The following is a 23,007-nucleotide window of genomic DNA, read 5'->3' on the forward strand; positions in this document are numbered from 1 at the left end:
AAATAAAACAATAAAAATAACACGTTAAGGCAAGGACATGAGCGAACAACCCAAACAAGAACAAACGCAGCAGGCCTCAGACTCAAATAAAGAGACACTCCATGCGCTCTCTGAGCAAGCCGTGCTAGATCATCACGATGATAAAAAGCATAAGCTCAGAGCAAAGCGCCCACCGAGAAAAGGCCTTACCCGCTCAAAGATAAACTCTATGCTCGCAGTGTGTGCCATTGTGATTTCTGCAGCCTCGTTTTATGCAACGTATCTACAAGCAAAAGCCTCGCAAGAGCAAGTCGCCGCAGCCAAACGCCAGCTTAAAGCCGAAACCCTACCTTGGCTCAAAATGGGCTACTCTAATTTCGATATTAACCAAGAAAAACAATATATTAATATCAATATTTCTAACTCTGGCACAGGCCCTGCCATGGTCCATTACATCGAGTACATTTATAACGATGAGAACCATTTTCACATTGAAGAGTTACTCGACACTTGCTGTTCGTTAAATGCGTATAAAGAAGCCCTCGCTGAGATAGAGCAAGACCAAAGAGACATTAATTACCGCAACGCCTTCGGCTGGTTTGCGTCAAGCGATACCACTAACTTTTTACTTGCCGACGGTGAAGAATTTAATGTTTTTATGATGCAAAAAACCAACTTTAACTCAGGACTTTGGCAGCAAATTGATCAAAGTATATTTGATGTAAAAGTGAACGCTTGCTACTGCTCCATCTTAAAGCATTGCTATATTGTTGATGAAAAGTCTAATATTGAAGAGGTACAAAGTTGTGACCTTCCTGAGCAGGAAGAAACACAAGAATTGACCGAGTAGTCCGTATTTTTCGACAGTATGAGTAGTTATGCCGAGTAACGACACCCAGTTTATACAGCAACTAAAACGCTTTGAGGGCGAAATCGCCCATCTCTATTTAGATAGCCGAGGCAATCCCACCATAGGGGTTGGATTCTTAATGGCCAACGCAAACCAGTTTTGTGCGCTTAATCTAGTCCATAAACAATCAGGAAAGCCCGCCAGTAATAGCGAAAAACAAGCCGAATACAAAAAGATAAGCAAACAAAAGTCAGGCTATAAGGCCAGTTGGTATGCGCAGTTTTGTGAACTGACACTACCCAGCCATGAAACCGATAAGCTCCTTCACACACACCTCGCACAGTTTAAACAAGAATTGAACAGGGTCTTTAGCAAACAAAGCGGCTTTAACTGCCAATTTGAACAAATGCCACTGAGTGCCCAATATGCTTTGCTCGATATGGCTTTTAATTTAGGCACTCCGCATTTAGCGAAAAACTGGCCGAAACTACATCACGCCATCAAGCAACAAGACTGGCACTGTGCCGCCCAAGAATGCAGCCGCAGACATATTCAAAGTGAGCGCAATGCAGCAACAGAGCAGCTTTTTAAACAGGCCTCGAAGACTTCATCTCCTACTACCAAGCCTTCGGTATTGAGTTGGATAACGAGCCGCATTAAGAGTAAATTACAGCCATGACAAGCCTAACACTCGTCGACCTATTACTGCGTTTTTCGAGTGTTGGCATCATGCTGACATTGAGCACCTTACTTTGGCACAAGCTTGGCCGAGGCGAGCGGCTTTTAGCGTTGGCACTTTCGCTGTCTTTAACGGGCTTTCTATTGCTGACTCAGCCCATTCATGAGTTAAGGTTTAACCCAGCCAGAGGCGTGTTTCTCTTTTTAACTGAGCTGTTTCCTTTTGTACTCGCACTGACCTTTTGGCGCACCTTCCATGCTCGCTTCCCGCATTGGCTTTCACACAAAGCCAGTCAAGCCGGTATCTTCATACTTGTGCTGATTTTGTTTTGGCAATTTGTCCTCACCGATATATCGGCACCATTTCACCAAGTGATGCACTTATTAGAGGCCATCGCTTTACTTACCGCGATAGGCTTAAGTATGTGGGGCTTTCAAGATGACTTAGTCGATGCCCGAAGAAGGCTACGTATTGTATTGGCAACGTTATCAGTCGTTTATTGTTTATTACTGTTGGTGTTTGAACTCACTGACTCGCCATGGCGTCGTCAATCTTGGTTTATGTTGAGCAATGCCGTAGTCGTGTTTATAGCCTTATTTGCCAGCCTACTGGCGATTAAAGACTGGTTGTTCACTTCAGTAACTCAGCTTGGACAACCTAAAATTAAGCCCTCGAGTGCTTTAAGCGATAAACTTAATGCGCAGTTGGCAGCTCAAATCTATCTTCAACCAACGCTCACCATTGCGCAACTTGCTGAAACCATGACAGTGCCACCTCATCAGTTAAGAAAATATATTAATGAGCAACTTGGCTTTAATCACTTTAGTCAGTTTTTAAACCACCATCGGTTAGATCATGTGGTTATGCAATTTAAGCAAGCTGATCAGGTAAATACACCAATATTAACGCTCGCACTTAATGCCGGGTTTAACTCTATCGGGCCATTCAATCGCGCGTTCAAGGCGAGATTCAACACCACACCTAGCCAATATCGAAAGCAGTTATTTTTAGATTAAATCAAAGGTCTCTATCGGCTCGTAAATGAGCCCGTCGGCTTCTGTGCGATACGAGTGATAAAGATGAAACTGGTTGACCTGAAGTGAACATGGCACGATAGCCTGATTTGTTTCAGGACATGGCTTATGACTTCGGTATAAGGTGATGTGAGGCGAAAACTCATAAGGGTTATCATAAATACCCAGTTCAGTGCCTTTGCTCCTTAATGGCTCAGCTAAAGCTTTAAGTTGTGGCGCAATGAAGTCGGGTTTCAAATAAAAAATACCATTGTGCGCCCAATAGCCAGTTTCGCTAAACGTTAAAGAAAAGCGAGCCACTTGAAGTGCGCGAGCAAATTCAATTAATTGCGCTTGCTGCTCAGCAGACACATTCGGTAAAAAAGCCAAAGTAAGATGCCAATTACTGGGCTTGGTATGTGGCTTTTTTGCGGTGACAGAACGTGTAAGCCAAGCCTCAAGGTGCTCAGTCATCCTCTGATCTAATCCTATTCCAAAGAACAAGCGCTTTGCTTCACTCATAGCTTCCTCTTTCTTATGATTTTTAATAAATAAACTTACTCTTTTAACTATCGGCCAGCATTTTTATTTATCGGCAAGATTTAATATCAATACTTTCAATATATTAGCTCTATCACATTCAATGAGAGCTTGTTATGAAATACAAAATTATCACCCTTATATGCCTGATTATTGCCTTACTGATCTGGTTATTCAAACCCGTTTACGATTGGGCTGCCTATCGCGGTAAAGCCCCAATTTTATTTGCAAGCCATTATGCGCTGCCAAACTCCCCTCATCCAGAAACAAGTCATACGCATAGTGAGACTAAACTCGATGAAGCAAAGCTCATTAATATTCTTAAGAAGTACAGAGAACAAAGCCTTGCACCAGGGCTATCAGCAGCCATTGCCTACCAAGGCAAACCGCTTTGGTCGGGTACTGTTGGCTACGCGTCTTTAGAGAACAACACACCATTGACGACTGAACATCAATTTCGAATTGGCAGCACATCAAAGGCTATGACAGCAACACTATTGGCACAATTGATTGATAAGCATAACTTCAATTTAGATACCCCGATCCAAGACTATTTAGGATTCAACCCAAACCCACTATGGCCGGCAATGACACCTAGGCAGCTTGCCTCACACAGCGCTGGTTTACCGCATTACAAACGCAATACTGACTTGATGGGACTGTATTATGCGATGGCCCTAACCAGTCACTTTGAAACACCGCTAGAGGCGCTAAAAGGCTTTGACGACAGTGAATTACTCTACGCTCCAGGTGAACAGTTTTATTACTCAAGTTACGGCACCGTGTTGCTGAGCGCAGTGCTTGCTGCCGTATCAGGGCAAGACTTTATCGACGCTATGCGAGATCGTATCTGGCAACCCCTTGATATGACCCAGACAGGGTTAGAAGCTGAGGCCGAACACCTTGTTGATTTTTATTTTAATAACAAAGGGCAGCAAAAAAGCTATATACCATGGCGCAATGTCGATTTGAGTCATCGTTTAGCGGGTGGAGGATTTATCAGTACGCCTAGCGATCTGGTCAAACTCGGCAGTGGCTACCTAGATAGGCATTTTTTAAGTCAAACGACTGTCGATACTATGTGGACACCGCAACAACTCAACAATGGTGAAATAAACCCACAAAACTATGCGCTGGGTTGGCGAGATGCAAAAAACTTACTACTCGATAAATATACGGTTTATCACCATGGCGGGGTATCAAGAGGGTCGCAGTCTATGCTTATTGTCATCCCTGAGTTATCTCTGAGCATAGCCGCTAATATAAACGTCAATACTGAAGTTTTTTGGGACTTTGGTGAAGTTGTAACTGCACTTGCAGAAGAAATCATCTTACAGGGCATAACACCTGCCCTGTAAAAGATAAAAAACTAAATTAATACCGCACTATTTAAACTTCACCAGCTTGTCACTTCGCTGATAGCTGCGAGACTCAGGCGTAGTCCATTCGCCATTTTTTAAATATTGGGTCGAGACTATAAACACTCCATCAACGAACTGGCTGGTGGATTTCACTTTGGTGATGCCATCTTTGTTTCCTGTTACGTCTTCATAGGCCACAAAGGCACCATTGGGTAATACCTCCATGGTGCCTTGAGTATAAAAGCCTGCGGTTGTGAAATAGTAAAACACTAAGCTTTGTTTTGTTTTATCCCAAAATATTAATGACTCACCACCATACATACCCTCATTAATTGAATGCAGGGTGCGAATAGCCGTGCCATTTAGCGCGCGCTCCCACTTACTGACATCTTGCATGGCAGGTTGACCTTTTGGCACGGCAAAGTCTGCCTGCCAAGTGCCAAGGTAAAGTTCAAATACCTGCAATTCTTTTGCCAGTGAGCCTGCAAATGTGGGTATGCTGAGTAACAGAGAGATAATTAATATAAATGCTTTTTTCATGTTGTTATGTCTTTTTTAAGCAGTTTGAAATAGTAATGTTAGTCAGCATTTGATGAATAGACAATAAGCAAGAGATGGAAGCTGTTCGGTTAAGGTGGAGATAAAGACAGACACGACATAAAGTCGGTGCTACCGAGGTTTAGAATAACTCAAAAAGCTAGACTAAGACTAAGTGAGAAAGTTGAATAAGCCCGACTTAAAGTCGGTAATACCGAGGTTTAGGGTGAGTTCAAACAGTTTGAAACATGGCTGTTAAGCATAAAAAAGCACTGTAAAAACAGTGCTTTTTAAATATTGAATTGCGATAGCCTGTTAGTGGCTTTGGCCTTTGTCTGCCGAAAAATATTTACGGCGCATCAAGTCATGGATCACCAACTCTTGCTCACGACCATAGGCTTTAAACATACGGTTGTTATGCATGTGTAGCAAAGAACTGAGCAGTGAGTCTCGACTACAGTTGAGCTTGTCTTCTTCTAGCATCTCATTGAGCTGCGCAACCACAGGTTGTGCTTGCTGTTGCCATAAGTTAAGCAGTTGGGCAATCGCATTTTGGGCCTCGTCATCAGGTAACTGAGTTAAATCTGCTAGTTTAACAAAGTCATCTTCTAACTGAGTTTGGTAGTCGCGGTAACGATTACCTAGCTGCTTGCGCAAATGACTGGTTTCGTTAAATTCATTACCAAAACCGGCTCTCAAACCACTGATTAAGTTAAATTTTCCCTCATCATTGTAATTAAACAAATTAAGCAACTTATCGGTGCACTGCAGTGCCACACGCCAGCGAATATCTTCACCATACTCGTCAATTAAGCCACAAGTACGGGCAATTAATTCACTGTCTAGCATGAATAATGACTCAATCAGTGCCATAGACTCAGGACCACCGTAGCGCTCTACTTCACGCTCATAAGTCATTAGCTCGACCTTGTGTAGCTCGCCCGACTCAACCATAGGATCGAGTAACTGATTCAACTTAGGTAACAACTGACCACATAACTTGCTTGGCTCGCCATAGAAACGCAGACGCAAATGCCAGTCGGGATCGCCATAGCGAATAAAGAACCATTTTTCAAAATCACCTTGCTGCTCGGCAATAAATGGCAATAACTTTTCAGTTAATAGCTGCTCGACGATTGAATTACCAGAGTAAATCTTCAAGCTTAACCATTCTGAGCCAGCACTAAAGCGACGTTTAATCGGCTTGGCTGTGATATTTGCAAGTGGATCGTCAGAGAAATGATGGTGTATTGGCGCATTACCATTGAATAATGGGATCACCATTTCGTTGTTGTAGTGCTGACCTTGAGTGTCGACAACACGCGAAGCATATTGCGCTGTTAGCACTTCTTTTAACTCAACGCGAGGTTGCCCCTTGGTTTCTGATAGTAATACCGCCAGCATGTCTGGATGACGCAGATCTAGCTGAAGTACGTTATCGGCCATGGCATAACACACTTGTGGATCAAGCTGATACTTGGCCAATAATGCCTCTAGCTTTTCAGATGAGAATTTGCCGTTTTTACTGATGGCTTCGAGCTCTTTACGTTCAATACGCCACGTTTTTTCATTTAAGATCAGGTTATCAAGCATCACTCTTGGCACAAAAGCGTCATTGGCGGTGCTACTTGGCATACCGAAATTCGGTGCGCGACCTTCTAGGTGTTGCAGCATGCATAAGAACTTATAAGCACTAAGACTGCGCGCTGAGTAGTTATGTGCACATGATAAACGAGGGATGATCTGCTTATTTAAACGCTTGCTCCACAGTTTAACTTTTTGCCCTTCAACCCAAACAAATAAGTCACTGAGTGGAATTTGATATTCACTGTCTAAGCTACTGTCGGCCATAAAGACGATTTCGTACTCGCGTAGGTGTGGGCGTGCAATCACGTTGCCAGGACGACCTTCTGGCATATGCGCAATTTCGGCAAAAATCACATTGTCTGAGTGCGCTTGCTCTTTTTGCAATTCATCAATCACAGACTGCTTTAGGCCATCATCTAAGTGACAAAAGCGACCCAACAAGTTAGCTGATGATGGGCCAGCACAGCCGCCCAGCTTGAATACAGGGTTTGCCCTGTCGTCTTGATAAGCACTGAGCATCACAGAAAAAGAGGCTGGGAAGTTTTTGCTAACAGGTTCTTTGCTGTTTACTTTGCTTCTTAGCTCTTTGCTTTTTAAGACTATGCTGTCTTTGCTGCGATTCGCCGGTAAGCTCAGGGCTTCTTCAATGATTTGGTTGAGCAAAGTCGGTCTTGGCGCTTCACCCGCGCCTTGATTACCCTTAACTAGGTTTAAACCTGCCACCAGCGGGGCTTCGTATCCAGTTTCATTTGAAACGCCAATACCTGACTCGTCATCTAAGATCACATCAAGCGGTACAAACTGACCTTCAAAACGAGCATTAAACTTAGTGATAAAGTTACTCAATGGGTTAGATTTATCGGTATCACCTAATTCAGCCAATAATTCGAGTTGCTTTTGCACCCGTTGCACTTCTTGAGCGCTTAATTGACACTGTTCAAAGGCGCGATAAACGTCGGTTTGAAAAAGCTTATTTTCTTGCGCTTTAACTGGCATGTTCTGAAAGTGTTCAAGCAATTGCTTGTAAGGTTTAATTTCACCACTTTTCTCATTATCAAGCTTTTCAATCATGGCCAGAGCCGTTGCAAGTTGATCTGCGGTTGCCTGCTCTTCCATATCTTGTAATGACTTTAAAAGAGCGTAATCAGGTGAGTCGCCCGTCAGCGGCAGAGGAATGTCGGCCTGGAGTATTTTTTCATCAATCAGATCTTGAATGTATGCTTCAACGTCTTCTTTATCGGCTTCTGCATACTGTGCGCAAAAAGCATCGACTAGACCATTAAAATTCAAGCCACCTTTTGCAAGCTTAAGTACACACTGAAAATATTCATCACTGTCTACCGCACTTAAACGATATTGCATGCTGTCTTCCGAAAGATAGTTCTCGATATAACGACATTGCTCAGCAACGAAATAATGAGAGGGGTTCGGGCGGTACATCAAATTGTCGGCACGTTGTGCCTCTTTCACAAAGTGCTCTTTTAATGCCGACAGATAAAACATATCAAGTCGTGTTTTACGACTATCTTGAGTGTGTGAGGCACTCACAAACTCGGTGGTATCGCTCACTTCACCTTTGTGGATCCCTGAGAATAAACCAAAAGGCGTCGGCCTTGCGCACATACGTAACATGTACTTAAGTAGCGCTTGCGCAACCTTTTTACCTTGTTTTGATTCTGGTTTTACACGCCACTGCTCAATACGCTCTAATAGAGAAGGGCTAGCAAGATAAATGGCTTCTTCAACCCCCTCAATTGCTAACCACTTTTCTAAAATGGCATTGGTATCGGCTGACTCTGAGCTAAATTCTGTTAAGTGCTCTAGTGATAAACGCGGCGTACGCATAACAAAAAATGGCGCATGCTTAATCGGTTGATTAACTTGTTTTTGATTATTGTTGTTTGACATCATCACTCCTTATGCCATCAATAAGCATTCAGCCCAATCTAGGTCATCGTTTAAAACTGAGATAAAGCCAACGCCAACCCCTGCATAACCCATTAAGAAACCAAAATTCTCATAGTGCTGAGTGGTTTCACCATTGTATGCATAAAATGCTTCAAGGCCTTTTTCTTGATATTGCTCAAGACTGTAGTTAAGCCAGTATTTTGCGGCTTGCTCAAGCTCAGGGTGGGGCATAAGTTGATTTAAGATTTGATAAATACTGACAAGGCCAACAAAACCATGACATAAGCCAGCATCATTAATAAAGCCACTTTCGGCATCACGTTTTGCCGCTTTTAACGCCATTCGGCGCGCTTCATCAACATAACTTGGTCTATCTAGTGCGTGACCTGCACGAGCAAGGGTTAATGCGATTGTTAAATCGCCATAACACCAACCAAGTCTCGATTTGTGCTCACCGCCAGAACATGAACCATAGCAGTGTTCTTCTTGATTTGGGTTTTGCTGGGTAAGTAACCAGTCACAAGACTGCGTGACCAACTGAGCGGTCTTATCTTTAATGGCATCTATGCTCAGTGCAGGGATAAGCGCAGCGATAATCCCCGGCACACCATGGGCTAAACCCAGATTGTACTCAGGCTTTTTACGATCTTCTTTTTCGAAGCGATAAACCGAATACTCAGGCTGAGACCAGCTTATTAATTTATCATCAACTTGTTGTGCCACACTGGCAAAGTTATCGACTATTACACCGTATAATGCAGCCTGATCTGATTGCTTGCTACGCCTAGCGGTATAAGGGGCGTAACCCGCAAGCCCAAGTACGGACTCTATCTCACCCGGCCACGGTTGAAAGTTCAATGCATCATAAAAGATTTGATCCATATCGCTGAGTAAGTCTGGATCATAATCTTCCATGTCGGCTTGGTTTAAATACTCTAATACCCAAGCTTGCCCAGCAAGGCCATTGCTGAGCTCAAACCCTTGTTGCTCTAACTCTTCTTGTAACTTTTCTAATTTTTCTGAGAATAACGTTTCATCGACAAAGCTCGGATCAATACGATAGGCATTATATAAAAATAATAAATGACCAGCTAAGCCACTTAACAAACCATTGGTTTCAACATTATGAAGATCTTGGCTCACTTTGTCGGCCAAGCTTTTGATTATTTCGCGCACCTGATCTGCTTGCTCTACAGACGCAATAGCATGTGTTGGCATATCTATCCTTAGGTGAAGACACCGTTCTAATTATTATTCCTGCAACAACTTATCGATACCTTACTGAAGCGTCACCAAAACCTCAACACATTTAAATTTGTTAACTCAGAGTTAAAAACTTGAAAGTTACATTTAATTGAATTATGTTAATAATGCTCTCTAAGTTAGAGGGTTTATTTCAAACAAGGATATGATTATGAAATTAAAATTAAATAAAAAGAAAATGAAATCTCTTTCTAACGACAACAAAGCAATTCCTGCGGCGATGACGCCACAAGTGGCTGGTGGTGTTGTTGGCGTAAGTGCTGGCTTAACATGCTATAAAGATTATTGTGATGTGACCAGCTATGCTGTTGCTTGCAAAGAAGTGTAGTAAAGTCATACTCAACTAAAACGCCTCAAATGAGGCGTATTTTGGTTTATCAATTTTTGATATTGATTGTGGCCGCCTTACACTAATCCCATTCTGTACATGTGGAATTGGCTATATTCATCCACACGCACACTAATGAAAAAATTCACATTTTATATAAAATTCAATTGGTTGCAAAAACAAAAAGAACAGGGATCATGTTTTTCTTAAAAATATCGCCCTTTATTCACCTTCAGATTTTTCATAATGAAAACTTTAAGACTATAAAAATACACTCCTCTGCCTTACCCTAATTCATATACTTGTAACTTTTTTCATAATAAACATATATTCAAACATTCTATTAATTACATTTTCCGCAATAAAGTAAATAACAAAAAGAATACCAACAGCAATTTGATTTTGTTAAATTAAGTTTAATAGCTTGATAATTTATTTAAGATGAATTAATTTGAATTTGCATCTTTTTTAGGCGCTAATTTTTTAACAAGGATATGAAAATGAAATTAAAATTGAATAAAAAGAAAATGAAGTCATTATCTAGCGATAATAAAGCTATTCCAGCTGAAATGACGCCACAAGTTGCTGGTGGTCAAGATGTAAATAGCAGCTTTGTAACATACCGTTGTGGCGGTGGTGGTGGTCGTTTGACAATGGACTATGCAAACACTTGTGGCATAGGTTACACCTGCCCAGATGTATATTAATTCATAAAATATCAATAAGGACATAACAATGAAATTAAAGTTAAATAAAAAGAAAATGAAGACGTTATCTGCTGATAGCAGCAATATTCCTGCAGAAATGACTCCACAGGTTGCAGGTGGTACACAAATCAACAGTAGTTATGCTACTTACCGCTGTCCACCACCACCGCCAATCGATGGGCCAAGTGCTGATGGTGTTACACACTGTGTAGCGAACACATGTGGCGCCTATACGTGTGGTGACATTTATTAATCAAGGCTTAGATTAATAAATGTAAACGCCTCTTTTGAGGCGTTTTTTAATTGAGTGTTTGAAAGTCCACCTAAAAAAATAATACAAGAAGCTTCTGCGCATACAGGATTGAGAAAGAAACTGTTTTTAATTTTCATATTAGCAACAAGGTGTTAACTAAAAATATAGATAATGAATTATGCATAAGAACAAAGACTTCCTGAGAACAATACAATAAATGTAACAAATCAAGGCTCTACCTAAGCTTGAAAAGCAAAATAAATTAACTTAACCTACTTTAACCCTTAGTTTAGGTGTTTGTTTAATTCAAGGATATAAATAAGATATTAAACAAATTGAAATAATTAACTCAACCTAGAATAGCCTTAGTTTAGGCTTTTGTTTAACACAAGGATATGAAAAATGAAATTAAACAAAAATGAAACACTGTCTCGATACAATTTTAGTTTTTACTTTGTAATTAAAGAGCAAAATTAACAGCCTAATATTTAAGCTTACTTAATTTACAAATTTTATTGCCTAAGTTCAGCGTATTGGGAATGTAAACACTAGCTTTGCAGCTACTCCCCCCTCTGAGCAACCGCATTATCAATTCAAAACTATTGTATATTAGAGAAGTTATGCAAACCTATAAAACACCACACTGGACGTTTTATTCAGCTAATAATGAACTTATTTATTCAGATGGTAAATCAATCCAATTAGCAGCAAGGCATAATGCTTGCCTATTAGCGCTTTTAGAAGCTAAAGGTGAAGCCGTTGACTACGATACTATGTTATTGAAAGTGTGGGGAACTCAGTTTCGCGATACAAATACCATAGCCTCTGTGATATCTGAGCTGAGAAAACAAATTAATTGTGGCGACCCTTCTTTAAAATACATAGTAACAATCCCCAAAAAAGGCTATCGCTTTAATAACTTTGAAGAAGTAGAAACTCTTCAAGAGAGCATTTCTCATCCTAAAAAAATTCAAACCGAAAATAACCTTGATTTTCAAATCAAAGCTTCAACAACACCTAAGTTGAAAAAGCCTTTGAATACAATTTTTAGTTTAAAAAATACGACACTTCCAATCTTAGGCTCCCTTCTCATTTCAGCTTTTTTCATCACGGATGTTTACTCATTTTTATCATCTAAAAAGCTTTCTCTCTCAGCCTTGAGCTATGAAAAAGGTATTGAATATGATTTTGAAGTTTCTAGAGATAAACAAACCCTTATTTATACTAACGAGCAAAAAGAAAACTCCTATTTAATTTCAAAAAATATAACAACAGGTGAGAAGCAAGTAATTAAGCTGGAGCCAGGCCTTGTAATTTCTTCATTTGCTCTTTCGATGGATGGTAATCAACTTGCTTTTATAGAACAAAAAGATGATAGCTCCTGTCTGTATATAGCGAGAGTGTCAGATAGTAAGATTCAACTTCAAGACAAAAAGTTAATCACGACATGTGACAAAAATAGTTTTTTATTTTCTCTTGAATTTTCTCATTCCGCTGATGCAATTTTCTATGCAAAAGGAAAAAACATCTCAGATCCTTACACGATCTCTAAACATGATTTAACGACAGGCTTGGAGAGAAACCTAACTTCACCACCAACCACAGGTAGGGGTGATTATGCTCCCACCCTATCTCCTGATGGCCGTAAGGTTGCCTTTGTTCGTGATATATTTTGGGAACGTTCAAGCATTTGGACATTAGACTTAGTATCTGGAGAAACACTCAAACTCTTTGAATTCCCAAACGTCATTGACAAAATTAGTTGGCACAACGATGAGATGATTATTTTCACTCATTCGAATAAGTTACTTTCTTACTCAACCGTTGATGATGAAATTGAAAATATTTATGAAGCTGAATCTCCACTCTATATGCCTAACTCAGTTGATGGAACAATATACTTGAGCGCAGGCTCATTATTTAGCTCATACTTGTCAAAGATAAAGTTAGATACGTTAGATGTTGTTAAAAAAGAGCAAAGTGACTATTTAGAACATACACCCACTCGTATTTTAGACGATCAAAGTTATTATTTTTTAAGCAACCGTTCTCATAAAATGGGGATTTGGAAGAGTCAAGGCTCTTCTAGTCAACTCATCATTGATAGTGATGATTTAAAAGACGTGACCACGCTAAGAGATGCTGGTGATATGCTTTTAACGACAACGCCAAGCAAGTTAATTCAGATCGATAAAACAACTGGAAGTATTTCTGTCCTTAAGAGCGATATTCCTAATATCGAAAATTATTCATACTCCGAACAAAGTGGAAAGATTCTCTATAGTAAAGAAGTCGGCGAAAGTTGGTATTTAGAGTCATATAATTTAAAAACCCAAAATAAAGAACTATTAGGCGTTTCTGGTTACACAGGTCATTTTTTTGATGACATGATCTATCTTACGGAGTTTAGGGAACCAGGTCTGTGGCAATACAACCCAAATACTAGAGAGAAGCAATTATTAATAGCTGACTTCAATAGTTTTTTTACTGACAAATGGGCTGTCACACAAGAATACATATTTCTTTTAGATAAAGAGAGTTTGAAAGTCTGGAATAGACAAGAAGACTATAAGTTAGTTAAGAATATTCAATTAACCGATGCGCCAAAGCGTATTAGCTGTGGTGATAATGAGTGCATATTCGATCAATATGCACTCGGTAGTACAGGTATTGTTTCATTAGTCGAATCTGATTAGTCTTTTTTATTTACCCGTTTGAGATAAGCTCTTTGCTATTTGCTTTTCCTCCCACCGCTTGTCAAATAAGGAGGCAAATCCAAATGTGCTTACCCACTTCACGGCAGCAATTACAGCCCATCCAGCTAAAACCCAAAGGCTCCACATATAATCACTGTTTGTCACAGCATTAAGTAAAATCAACATAACGCTGAGCATTAGTCCTTTTAACACAAATTTGTAGAATGATTTTATACGCGCAACATGTGTCATTGCATCTTGATATGATTCAATATCAGTTTTCATAAATTTTTACCTTAATTGGTTTTGATAAACTTCTAACTGGCTATGTACTGCGTTCATAAGTGGCAGCTTAATACTTTTCTGCTCAGCGAAATTACACAGTTCTGAAATTAAATTAAGCTCAATTTCATGATTATTTTGAATATCCTTCAGCATTGATGCCGAAAGCGGAGAGTTTTTCTGCTTACATGCATCTCTAGTTATCTTGTTTGATCTGGGCCTTATTGCATAACCATGCGCTTTTGCAACTGTTTGGCATTCATCAATTATCGCACTTGCTGTTTGTGCTCCATACTGTGTTTCCACAACATCTCCAACAGTGCCCCTAAGCAAAGTCGTCACACCAGCCAATGCATTAATGAATACAAACTTCTCCCATAACTCTTGCTGAATAGCCTTACTCACTCTTAAATTAAAATTAGCCAATTTTAACTGCTCGATAAGCGCATTAACTCGCTCATCTTCACTGTAAGCTGAAGGTATCCCAATCGTCATTTCATGGATCGAATTATAATGTCTAATATGCCCGTTTGATTCACGAGCAGCACTTACGTTGCAGTACCCGTGCAATAGCCGAGCTTTGGGATAAGCATCTTGAATTTGTTGATAATGACCAAAACCATTTAGCATTGGCAGTATGTAAGTTTTATCATTAACTGCTGCCTCACAATCTTTTAAACACTGTGGCAAGTCATAAGTTTTACAAGTCAACAAAATCAAATCATAGGGTTGTTTAAGTGATGCTTTTGTAATGGCGTCAACTGAGACAAATACGTCGCCTCTTACACTAAACAACTTTAAACCTTCACCCTGAAGACGCTGTTGTGTTTTTTCTCGGGTTAGAAAAGTCACCTTGGTGCCAGCTTCAATAAGCCGAGCACCAAAGTAACCACCAATCCCACCACAACCTACGATGAGAACATTCATTACCAGCCCTTGTTATGCTGCAGATTGCTGCATTTGATAAGCTTGTAACAACTTGAAGACTTCTATGCCTTCAATGGTCATTCCCTCATAGTTACAACTAGAAATTTTAAGATTATGTAAGTTGCTTCTAGATAAAGTCGCATTTTGCAGGTTAATTGAGATCATATTTGCATTTGTAAATGACACACTGTCTAACTCGGCATTTTCTAACTTCACTTTTTCTAGCTTTGACTCAGTTAAGTTAACCTGGTTAAGTGAAGAACCGGTCGCATCAACTTCTTCAAATGTACTCTCCGTCATATCTACATTTAGTAAGTCAAAAATGTGTTCGCAGTTGTGTAGTTTAATTGTGTTCATGATTTTTCCTTATATTCTCTGTTGATATTTAAAATTTAAACTGTTGTTAATATTAGCTTTTCTTGATATTTATCTTGAAGTTCACGCCATTTGCTATGGAATGACTCAGTATTAGTTGAGTCAAAAACAAATAAGCTTAAGAAATCCGTACAATGTGCTGAAGCCGCTTTAAATGACCCAGGTTGAATAAATGCTTGCTTTAACTTGATACACCCATCTGTGACTGACTCTAATGGCAGGCAAGATTGCACAAAGCCTGACATATTTGAACGAATGCCAATTAACCCCGATATATCACGCTTTGCATGGTTGATAGCGGGCAGAATCTCTGAGCAGCCAGCTTCAATCGCTAATACAGCTTCACTATAATTGACGCCATATTGTGATTCGATCATCCAGACAATACCGCCGCCACCAGGTCTTAGACCTACTTCACAGAAAGTTAACTCACCATTTGGAGATACAAAACACTCTAAATGAGTCACACCATTCTTAATGTTGAATGCTTTATTTACCTCATCAGAAAACGCGACAAGTTTACTTTTTAATGATTCATCTTCTTCAATAACACTGATAAATGGCGTACCCGCCGAGAAATCAATATTACTCATTCCCGGTAAGTAAGCTGCCGGAGCAGTTAATTTGGTTTCACCGTCAATAATGAGTGCATTTACATGGTAAAGCTGTCCTTCAATAAACTCTTCAGCTTCAAATTGACCTAAATTGGCTTGATTTTTTTCTAACCATGTTGCTAATTCTTGCTGGCTTGATACAAACTCAACTTCTTTACTGCCAAAGCCATCTTTTGGCTTGATTACCAGTTTATTGAATTTTTGAAGCATCTCTTTAACAAGCGACTCTTCACTACAACATGCAAACTGCGGGTACTTTACAGGAGAACCTTGAAGACGCTGCTTCATCGCTACTTTATCTCTGAAGAGCTGACCTTGAGCACTTTGCAAACCTTCGATATTAAGTAACTCTCTTAAATTTGCAGCCAGCCCTACGTTTGATTCATCTAATGTTGCTATCGCTTCAAACTGATGCGCTTGATGTAACATTTGGGCAGTTTCAAGCACTTTAGTTTCATCAGACCAACGAACCACTTCTACCGTAAATTTGTCTGTCAGCTTTGCAAAAATCTTCGCATTGCCTCTATCTGCTAAAATAACGCCTTCGCAAGGCAAGTTTTCAAAAATGCTAGAACCATCTAACTTCAAAAAACTTTCGTATTCGCCACGCGCCAAAATTAATAATTTTTTACTCATACCTATTTCCTTTTTTATGCTGTTTGCGCTTTTAGTTCTGCTTCTTTTTGAGCTTGTTCACGCATTTTTAAAGCTTTTTCTCTTACATACAGTGGGTACTTGTCACTGAATACGATTGCTGCAGTCAGCACAAAGTAAGTTGTGATTAAGGTTGCCCATGGGAAGTACATTTCAAACATCATGACTAGGCCATTTATTGCAAAGCATGATGCCCAAAAAGCTGAAACCACTTTGTTCGTTTTTAAGAATATTGGATGACCCCAAAACTCTTGTGGCGTCACTAATTTTGAATGTGTGATAGTGAATGGCTTATTTACTAACACAGATGTAATTGCCGTAAATGCAAAGACGCCATAACAAATTTGCGCGCCATATTGCATAGCCCAATATGACCAACCGACAATACTGTTAATAAATAATGACAAAAATAGTATGGATGATACCCATGACAATGGATTGCCAGCCTTTAAGTAGTTTCTACCGAAATACGTATGTAGTACGAAAAATGCAATCCAAGACGCTGTGATTAAATCAGCAGTACCAAACCTCAAAACTAAACTGAATAGGATCCACGGCCCTACACCAAGAAGTATTTTACGCAGCATGTTCAACCTCACTCTCACTCATGAAAGAAACTATGCCTTTGTTGTAATCTTTTCCTGCATCATCCGAAATAGAAAAGAACAAGGCCTCGCTTGACCTGACTTTAAACTTACATGTGTAAGTATTACCCGGTACCATAGGGTTTAAAAACTTGGCATTTGAAATTGAGAACTTAACTCCCTCTTGCGTATATCGCTCAGCGACACAGAGGTTAATAAACTCCATAATTAAAGATGCTGGCACGACTGGAAACCCTGGAAAGTGCTCATCAAATAAAAAGTGCTCACTATCAAGAACAAAACTGACTTGACCATCTTGGTGCGCATCAATATCTTTAAAAATTGAATTAGCTTGTTGGAGAAATTTCATTGCCATTCCTTAGACTCTTGCCACTGTTATTTGAGCGTCTATTACCTGCTCAGCAGACACTGCATCATTTACTGAGATAGTCACTCGAGCAGACGGTCCAAAAGCAGCCGCTTCACAAGCAAATTCATATTCTTTTAGCTCAACATCTGCGAGCTCAGTAAATTGGTTAATATTTACAGGTAGCACTCGAACATCACGGCTACTTGCACCTTCAATTACTTTTTTACCCGCTCTCACAGCGACTTGATGAATCCCTTCCAGTGCGAGGAATAGTGGCTTAACTGACATGCCACCTTGATAATTGTTGAGCTTTAAGAGTCCAGAACCCTTGCCTTCTTCAACAGTGCCTAACTGGCAAATATTTAAAAATTGACTATCCATATTTAAGCTCGCTTATCTAGAATCTGTCGGTGCTTATTACGGCCAGTTAAAGTCGCACTCTGTGGTGTATCGAATTCGACTGTCACAATTCCCGTATTTTTGTCTAAAGCCTCTTTAACTTCTTCATAGCTAAGCAAAGCATCAGCGATCACCACTTCATCTTCTTTAGACAACATGTGGCTCAGCACTCGAATCGTCAGTAAGTCTTGTCCTTGCTGATTAGTATCGAGAAGTGCTTCGATAATAATGTCTGACTCACCAATGGCTGCAGCTGCAATTTGGCGTAACTCGCGAACATCCACTAAGTTTCCGACGAAGTTGAAACTCGTATCAGATCTATCAATACCAGCCATAATCACTTGATCACCCCGTGCTGTCAGCGATACGGCATCTCCGGTATCAAAGCGTAAAAATGGCATTGGTAATTCGTCGTTTAAACAAGTAACGAGTAATCGACCTGCATCATTGATTTCTAGGAAATAAGCATTTTGTCTAACTTTATACTTTTCACCCTGCTCCTCGATTGCCATAAATCCACATTCTGACAAACCATAAAAACCAATAATGCGTACGCCAGGGAACACCGCTCTAAGCACCTTCGCCTTTGCTTCACCAAGGCGCTCACCTGTGTATAAGATCCGCTCTATTTTTAGATCTACACCACTTGCTTGAACAGCATGTGCCACTTGAATTAGCGTGCCTGGCGTGCCCGTTAATACATTGACTTTATGCTTCTTCATAAATGCTAACTGCGTATCCGTTTGCTCTGGGTTTAGCATGCCTAAAGGCAATACTGAGGCATAACATGCTTCAATAATTCGATTAAAACCATGATGCAAAATAGAATACATACCTACCATAAACAGGTTTGCAGCTATGTCTCCAGGACCCAATACACCAGCCATTCTTAGTTCAGTGATCAATTGAACATCGTCTTCGCTTGGTTTTGAGCCCGGTGTATTCGTTTTTTCAATGACTAACTTGCTTTGCCCTGAAGTACCACTTGAACCACCAATGATTAATGGCACGTCTTTATGGTTTGCAAACACCTTCTCAGACAACGCGATGTATTGTTCCTTACCCATTTCTGGGACTAGGTTTACAAAAGACTCATAATCACTAATCTTAGGCGCTTTTTCAGATGGAAAACTTAATGCCCAAAACTTGTTCACAATTGCCTGAATTCTTTTCCTATCAAACGCACTATGGCGTAATGAAAGTGTATCTCTTTCATTGTTCATCTTTTATCCTGTTGATTTATATTGTTAAATTATTTTTATAGGCTTCTTTGGCGTAATTCTGATAAATCTAATTTGCCGTTTTCTGTTCTTGGTAATTTAGGGACTAATGACACTCTGGAGCGCTTACCGCGCAGTGTATGCGTCATCAATGAAGTCAGCTCAGTGTGCAATGCTTCGTTCACATCTGAAGATTCAACAAATGTACAAAGCTCACCCTTTTTATTAGTGACATAACCCACACCTGATACCGCTTCAAAGTTCAGAATTTTGTTAGTGAGCGACGTTAATGGTACTAGCTCACCATTTACTTTGATAGTGTGACTACTACGAGTGACCCAATGCCAGCGCCCCTGCTCGTCTTGTTTGAACAAGTCTCCACTGTCTGAAAATGCTTCAACACTTTGAACATCTCCACAATCAAGTAGGTACCCAACCATCTTAAAAGGCGTTTTGTAATAAAGGTTACCGATACCTGTATCTACACTTTTATTAACCAACTTAACCTTAATAGATTCATCAACTGGGTAGCCCACTGATACTGTGTTGTTGTGGCACACTTCATTTAAATCTGTGAACTGTTTCAGCTCTAAAGCGAAGATCCTTGGACCAGATTCAGTTTGCCCTAGGTTGTTCCAAAACGCTGTGGCCCATGGCATTACTTCTAGCGCCTGTGACTGCAATAACCTATCTGATGCGTTCAGTAGAATCAGTCTGTTAGGCTCAAAACCTGATAGCCACACTTGACTCAATTCATAACTCCATTCACCTAAGATAGGTAACACCGTGACATGATTCTTCATGGCATAACTTGCAACTAATGAAGGACTAACAAACTCTCCATATGAGATTTCACTGCCACTATGTAATGCACATAACGTTGTCGATAGGCCATACATATACTGCATAGGAAACACGCAGTAAGAACTATCTGTTTGCGTTAAGCCTAAATAACTAGAAACGACTTTTGCATTGTTCACTAACCGCGTTTCGCAATGCACCACACGCTTTGCTTTACCTGTAGAACCTGAAGTACAAAAAACAAATTGCGCTTTACTATCACTCGGCTGAAGCGACTCTGTTGTCGCGACTAAAGTCGGTGAGTAGTTTAATTCTAGCGACTTTACCTTTTGCGGAAGGACTGGTGTTTTTCTACCAATAGGTGTAATGATTACCCCTAATTTAGATACATCATATCCATCAAGTAATTTATTAAGACTTCGCGGTGAAACCACAGCGCAAGTCAGGCCTAGATATGAGCCAATAAAATAGGACAACAGTGCTTGCAAAGGACTATAAACACAAAACACATGTAATTTCTGTTTATCTAGCTCGCCAAGAGGACCGGCATTCACTGTGCTCAATAAATTAGAAACAAACTCTGCATTGATAGAATTTTTCCCGTATTTCGCAACCCAAGTTTGCTTTGCTCCTAAAAAATCGATAAAACGCATTCTAGGCTCCTTACAACTAAGCTACAGACGGGTTCTGCAGCACCATTGATGCAGCTAAACCACCCATACCAAAAGAGTTTTTAAGTACGTTAGTAATAGGCTTATATTGAGTTTCTTTTACGACCGGAACCTTAATGGCTGGGTCTTGTTGCTCAAGATTCGCTACTGCTGGAATGAAACCATCACGAAAAGAAGCCATGACACCCAATACTTCCATCGCACCTGCAGATGCAATCAAATGTCCATGAAGCGATTTCGTCGACGTAACCGGTGGTACATTATCTTCACCGAAAATGCCCTCTAGAACCTGAGTTTCATGGTAATCGTTCAATTTCGTTGATGTGCCATGCGCATTTACAAAGCTATAAGACGCTAACGGTAACGATGCCTCCTCAATGGCTCTTTCCATGCATAGCTGCATTTCTCTACCTTCAGTATGAGGCGCAACCACATGTTGAGCAGCTAGACTTGCGCCATAACCTTTCAAACGACAATATTTTTGTCCTTCTCGAGCTTCAATGGCGCTTTCTTTTTCAAGAATGAAAAGAATTGAGCCCTCAGCAGGCATAAAACCTGAACGACGAATATCAAATGGGCGACAGCGTGCAGGCCCTTCTAAAAGCGGATCTGTACTTACAGCACCGACAGCTTCAAGCTGGGCTAGATTGAATGGTGTTACTTTTGCTGATACACCACCGACGATCATCGCATCCGCTTTTCCATCTAAGATGGCCTGTCTTGCCATGCCAAGAGCTTGTAAAGAAGCCGAACATAAGCCGACATGACAGCGCGTGTAACCACTAAAAGGAATATGCTTGTGTATGACCTTTAATGCAGATGTAACATCTAAGTCCATCATCTCTGAAATGCGGTAAAACTCCGTTCCTTCAGGGATAAACTCATCACGCTTCTTGCATTTATCAGCACCAATCTTTGCCGTGAATTGTGTTGTCCTTTCTGGATCAACACCTGGTTCATCAATGCCGATGACACAGCCAATTCGGTCTGGGCTGTATTTTTCTAAGGGGTTGAACTGTGCAACTAACTGTTTAACTGCTTTTTCTGCGTAAATTAGCTCGCCAGGTCTGTTTGGTTGACCAGGTCTTTTCGGCCAACGAATATTTTCATTGCCGTACTCAGGTAAACCTGCCCACTTTGTTTTAAATGTCGAAGTATCAAATTTCTTTACTTCGCGGATCCCTGTGATCCCATTTTGTAAATTATGACTAATTTCATCTAATGTTTGACCCAGTGGGGTCATTGCACCATACGCGCTAATGCAAACACTATCCTGCTGATTCATTTTATTCACCTATGGCTATGATATTTTTATGTTTTTTAATTTTTTAATGACAATAAAGCCAATACCAACACTGAACCCTGCACCATTGATTAGAATCGTCGAGCCAACTGGCACACTTTCATCTACTAATGCAGCTGTAAGGTCTAAAATATTGTTTGCCTTGCTGGTGTAACCAAACGATGATTTATAGTTTTTCTGTTCAATGTTTGGGTATACATCTCTTATTGCGGCTAACTCGTTTTCATTATTTGTTTTTACGCCGTTGCAATATGAAACTATTAAATCAATATCAAGACCTTTAGATTTCACTGATTCAAGTAAGTCATACCAATCTCTTGCAGACGGAAATGGCGATGGACTATAACGACTTTCCACTGCTAGCACTTCTGCAAGCGCATCATGCTTTTCTTTACTCAGGTGAAGTGTGCCGGCACCAAACGACGGGTCTATTTCACTTTCTTTTTCGTCTTTGCTTAAAAGACCCAACTTGTCGAATACCAGTAAAGTGTCAAAGTTGCGCATACTACCTGCACCCACAACAACCCCTTGTGACTCTCGACCTTGCTTAATATCAGTAAACGCATCTTCTAAAGCCTGCATACCAGATAGAGACATACCACGTATTGGATAACCACCACCTCGCAGAGTTAAACGCTTTGAAGCATGATATAAAGGGTTAGTAGATAGATATCGCATCATATTGATAGGGTTACTCATTTTACTAAGCTCACCTAAATTCTTTAGTGCACCTTCTACACCACCGTGCTTTTCAATGACTTTATGCAATCCCGAAAAGTTATATTCAGAAACCCCATCCGTGCCGGCATAAAGCGGCGTATTTTCAGAATCATTTACTTCTCCATCAGGACTATTAGCTAACAAATCTCCAATAGAGTTTAAAATCATGGTTGATAGATCATTTAAAATAGAGCGATCTTCTCTGGCAATTGCTGCAACCTCTGATTTAGTTAACTTCCGATTCAGAGGCTTATAGATATTCTTTTCTGCACTTTCAGCTCGAGCCTGTCCGCGGTTTAACACCGCATCCAAGGCTGCTAGCTCATCGAAATACTCAGTTTGAATACCTGCTGCTCTTACATAAACTGCAGACATAACGAAACCTC

23 protein-coding genes are annotated in these 23,007 nt (G+C 40.2%); 8 read left to right on the plus strand and 15 right to left on the minus strand.

Annotation, left to right across the window (positions count from 1 at the left end; translation table 11 throughout):
• The first annotated feature begins 37 nt into the window (after nucleotides 1-37).
• From PP2015_RS17010 to PP2015_RS17020, 3 genes are read left to right on the plus strand one after another with little or no spacing between them, the layout of a single operon-like run.
• A complete protein-coding gene (locus PP2015_RS17010) occupies nucleotides 38-829 on the plus strand; it encodes a hypothetical protein (protein ID WP_193330496.1) in 792 nt (263 codons plus the stop codon).
• Nucleotides 830-857: 28 nt separating this feature from the next.
• Nucleotides 858-1,508, plus strand: a complete 651-nt coding sequence (locus PP2015_RS17015) for a glycoside hydrolase family protein (RefSeq protein ID WP_058031436.1) — start codon at nucleotides 858-860, stop codon at nucleotides 1,506-1,508.
• Complete coding sequence (locus PP2015_RS17020; RefSeq protein ID WP_058031437.1) at nucleotides 1,505-2,524, plus strand: helix-turn-helix domain-containing protein; 1,020 nt, start codon at nucleotides 1,505-1,507, stop codon at nucleotides 2,522-2,524. Before PP2015_RS17015 ends, PP2015_RS17020 begins: the two co-directional genes overlap by 4 nt.
• On the opposite strand, the gene thpR is transcribed toward PP2015_RS17020, so the two are convergent.
• A complete protein-coding gene (gene thpR / locus PP2015_RS17025) occupies nucleotides 2,516-3,043 on the minus strand; it encodes an RNA 2',3'-cyclic phosphodiesterase (RefSeq protein ID WP_058031438.1) in 528 nt (175 codons plus the stop codon). The genes PP2015_RS17020 and thpR overlap by 9 nt on opposite strands.
• A 134-nt stretch (nucleotides 3,044-3,177) precedes the next feature.
• Here thpR and PP2015_RS17030 point away from each other — a divergent pair, with 134 nt between their 5' ends.
• Nucleotides 3,178-4,419 carry a serine hydrolase domain-containing protein gene (locus tag PP2015_RS17030; protein WP_058031439.1) on the plus strand — a complete coding sequence of 414 codons (1,242 nt, stop codon included), beginning with the start codon at nucleotides 3,178-3,180 and terminating at the stop codon, nucleotides 4,417-4,419.
• A gap of 27 nt (nucleotides 4,420-4,446) precedes the next feature.
• Here PP2015_RS17030 and PP2015_RS17035 read toward each other — a convergent pair whose 3' ends face one another.
• The 3 genes from PP2015_RS17035 to PP2015_RS17045 all read right to left on the minus strand — a co-directional run bounded on the left by PP2015_RS17035 (nucleotide 4,447) and on the right by PP2015_RS17045 (nucleotide 9,672).
• Nucleotides 4,447-4,962: a hypothetical protein gene (locus PP2015_RS17035; RefSeq protein WP_058031440.1), complete on the minus strand. Its 516-nt coding sequence runs from the start codon at nucleotides 4,960-4,962 to the stop codon at nucleotides 4,447-4,449.
• A gap of 312 nt (nucleotides 4,963-5,274) precedes the next feature.
• Nucleotides 5,275-8,454 carry a lantibiotic dehydratase gene (locus PP2015_RS17040; protein ID WP_319593340.1) on the minus strand — a complete coding sequence of 1,060 codons (3,180 nt, stop codon included), beginning with the start codon at nucleotides 8,452-8,454 and terminating at the stop codon, nucleotides 5,275-5,277.
• Between the two features lie 9 nt (nucleotides 8,455-8,463).
• On the minus strand, nucleotides 8,464-9,672 hold the full coding sequence (locus PP2015_RS17045) for a lanthionine synthetase C family protein (RefSeq protein ID WP_058031442.1): 1,209 nt from the start codon (nucleotides 9,670-9,672) through the stop codon (nucleotides 8,464-8,466).
• A gap of 196 nt (nucleotides 9,673-9,868) precedes the next feature.
• Here PP2015_RS17045 and PP2015_RS21925 point away from each other — a divergent pair, with 196 nt between their 5' ends.
• The 4 genes from PP2015_RS21925 (at nucleotide 9,869) to PP2015_RS17060 (ending at nucleotide 13,701) form a co-directional block, all read left to right on the plus strand.
• Nucleotides 9,869-10,045 carry a hypothetical protein gene (locus PP2015_RS21925; RefSeq protein WP_157599099.1) on the plus strand — a complete coding sequence of 59 codons (177 nt, stop codon included), beginning with the start codon at nucleotides 9,869-9,871 and terminating at the stop codon, nucleotides 10,043-10,045.
• A gap of 500 nt (nucleotides 10,046-10,545) precedes the next feature.
• A complete protein-coding gene (locus tag PP2015_RS17050) occupies nucleotides 10,546-10,752 on the plus strand; it encodes a hypothetical protein (RefSeq protein WP_058031443.1) in 207 nt (68 codons plus the stop codon).
• A 28-nt stretch (nucleotides 10,753-10,780) separates the two neighbouring features.
• Entirely contained in the window at nucleotides 10,781-11,005 is a 225-nt protein-coding gene (locus PP2015_RS17055; RefSeq protein ID WP_058031444.1) for a hypothetical protein, read from the plus strand.
• 620 nt (nucleotides 11,006-11,625) lie between these two features.
• Entirely contained in the window at nucleotides 11,626-13,701 is a 2,076-nt protein-coding gene (locus PP2015_RS17060) for a winged helix-turn-helix domain-containing protein (protein WP_058031445.1), read from the plus strand.
• Between the two features lie 6 nt (nucleotides 13,702-13,707).
• Here PP2015_RS17060 and PP2015_RS17065 read toward each other — a convergent pair whose 3' ends face one another.
• The 11 genes from PP2015_RS17065 to PP2015_RS17115 are packed head-to-tail and all read right to left on the minus strand — an operon-like array spanning nucleotide 13,708 to nucleotide 22,996.
• Nucleotides 13,708-13,986 carry a 2TM domain-containing protein gene (locus PP2015_RS17065; RefSeq protein ID WP_058031446.1) on the minus strand — a complete coding sequence of 93 codons (279 nt, stop codon included), beginning with the start codon at nucleotides 13,984-13,986 and terminating at the stop codon, nucleotides 13,708-13,710.
• Nucleotides 13,987-13,992: 6 nt separating this feature from the next.
• On the minus strand, nucleotides 13,993-14,910 hold the full coding sequence (locus PP2015_RS17070; RefSeq protein ID WP_058031447.1) for a ketopantoate reductase family protein: 918 nt from the start codon (nucleotides 14,908-14,910) through the stop codon (nucleotides 13,993-13,995).
• A 12-nt stretch (nucleotides 14,911-14,922) separates the two neighbouring features.
• Nucleotides 14,923-15,267 (minus strand): pentapeptide repeat-containing protein, encoded by a 345-nt coding sequence (locus PP2015_RS17075; protein WP_058031448.1) that lies wholly within the window; start codon nucleotides 15,265-15,267, stop codon nucleotides 14,923-14,925.
• A 35-nt stretch (nucleotides 15,268-15,302) separates the two neighbouring features.
• On the minus strand, nucleotides 15,303-16,535 hold the full coding sequence (locus tag PP2015_RS17080; protein ID WP_058031449.1) for an ATP-grasp domain-containing protein: 1,233 nt from the start codon (nucleotides 16,533-16,535) through the stop codon (nucleotides 15,303-15,305).
• A 14-nt stretch (nucleotides 16,536-16,549) separates the two neighbouring features.
• Nucleotides 16,550-17,140 carry a hypothetical protein gene (locus PP2015_RS17085; RefSeq protein WP_058031450.1) on the minus strand — a complete coding sequence of 197 codons (591 nt, stop codon included), beginning with the start codon at nucleotides 17,138-17,140 and terminating at the stop codon, nucleotides 16,550-16,552.
• Nucleotides 17,130-17,507, minus strand: a complete 378-nt coding sequence (locus PP2015_RS17090) for an ApeI family dehydratase (RefSeq protein ID WP_058031451.1) — start codon at nucleotides 17,505-17,507, stop codon at nucleotides 17,130-17,132. The genes PP2015_RS17085 and PP2015_RS17090 overlap by 11 nt, the downstream gene beginning before the upstream one ends.
• Before the next feature lie 9 nt (nucleotides 17,508-17,516).
• Nucleotides 17,517-17,888, minus strand: coding sequence for a hypothetical protein (locus tag PP2015_RS17095; protein WP_058031452.1), 372 nt, complete (start codon nucleotides 17,886-17,888; stop codon nucleotides 17,517-17,519).
• A gap of 2 nt (nucleotides 17,889-17,890) precedes the next feature.
• On the minus strand, nucleotides 17,891-19,129 hold the full coding sequence (locus tag PP2015_RS17100) for an AMP-binding protein (protein WP_058031453.1): 1,239 nt from the start codon (nucleotides 19,127-19,129) through the stop codon (nucleotides 17,891-17,893).
• A 35-nt stretch (nucleotides 19,130-19,164) separates the two neighbouring features.
• Entirely contained in the window at nucleotides 19,165-20,580 is a 1,416-nt protein-coding gene (locus PP2015_RS17105; protein ID WP_058031454.1) for an AMP-binding protein, read from the minus strand.
• A gap of 16 nt (nucleotides 20,581-20,596) precedes the next feature.
• Nucleotides 20,597-21,883, minus strand: coding sequence for a beta-ketoacyl-[acyl-carrier-protein] synthase family protein (locus PP2015_RS17110; RefSeq protein ID WP_058031455.1), 1,287 nt, complete (start codon nucleotides 21,881-21,883; stop codon nucleotides 20,597-20,599).
• Nucleotides 21,884-21,898: 15 nt separating this feature from the next.
• A complete protein-coding gene (locus PP2015_RS17115; protein ID WP_058031456.1) occupies nucleotides 21,899-22,996 on the minus strand; it encodes a hypothetical protein in 1,098 nt (365 codons plus the stop codon).
• Nucleotides 22,997-23,007 lie beyond the last annotated feature (11 nt).

The sequence above is a fragment of the Pseudoalteromonas phenolica genome (genome assembly GCF_001444405.1).
GTDB classification, from domain to species: Bacteria; Pseudomonadota; Gammaproteobacteria; order Enterobacterales; family Alteromonadaceae; genus Pseudoalteromonas; species Pseudoalteromonas phenolica.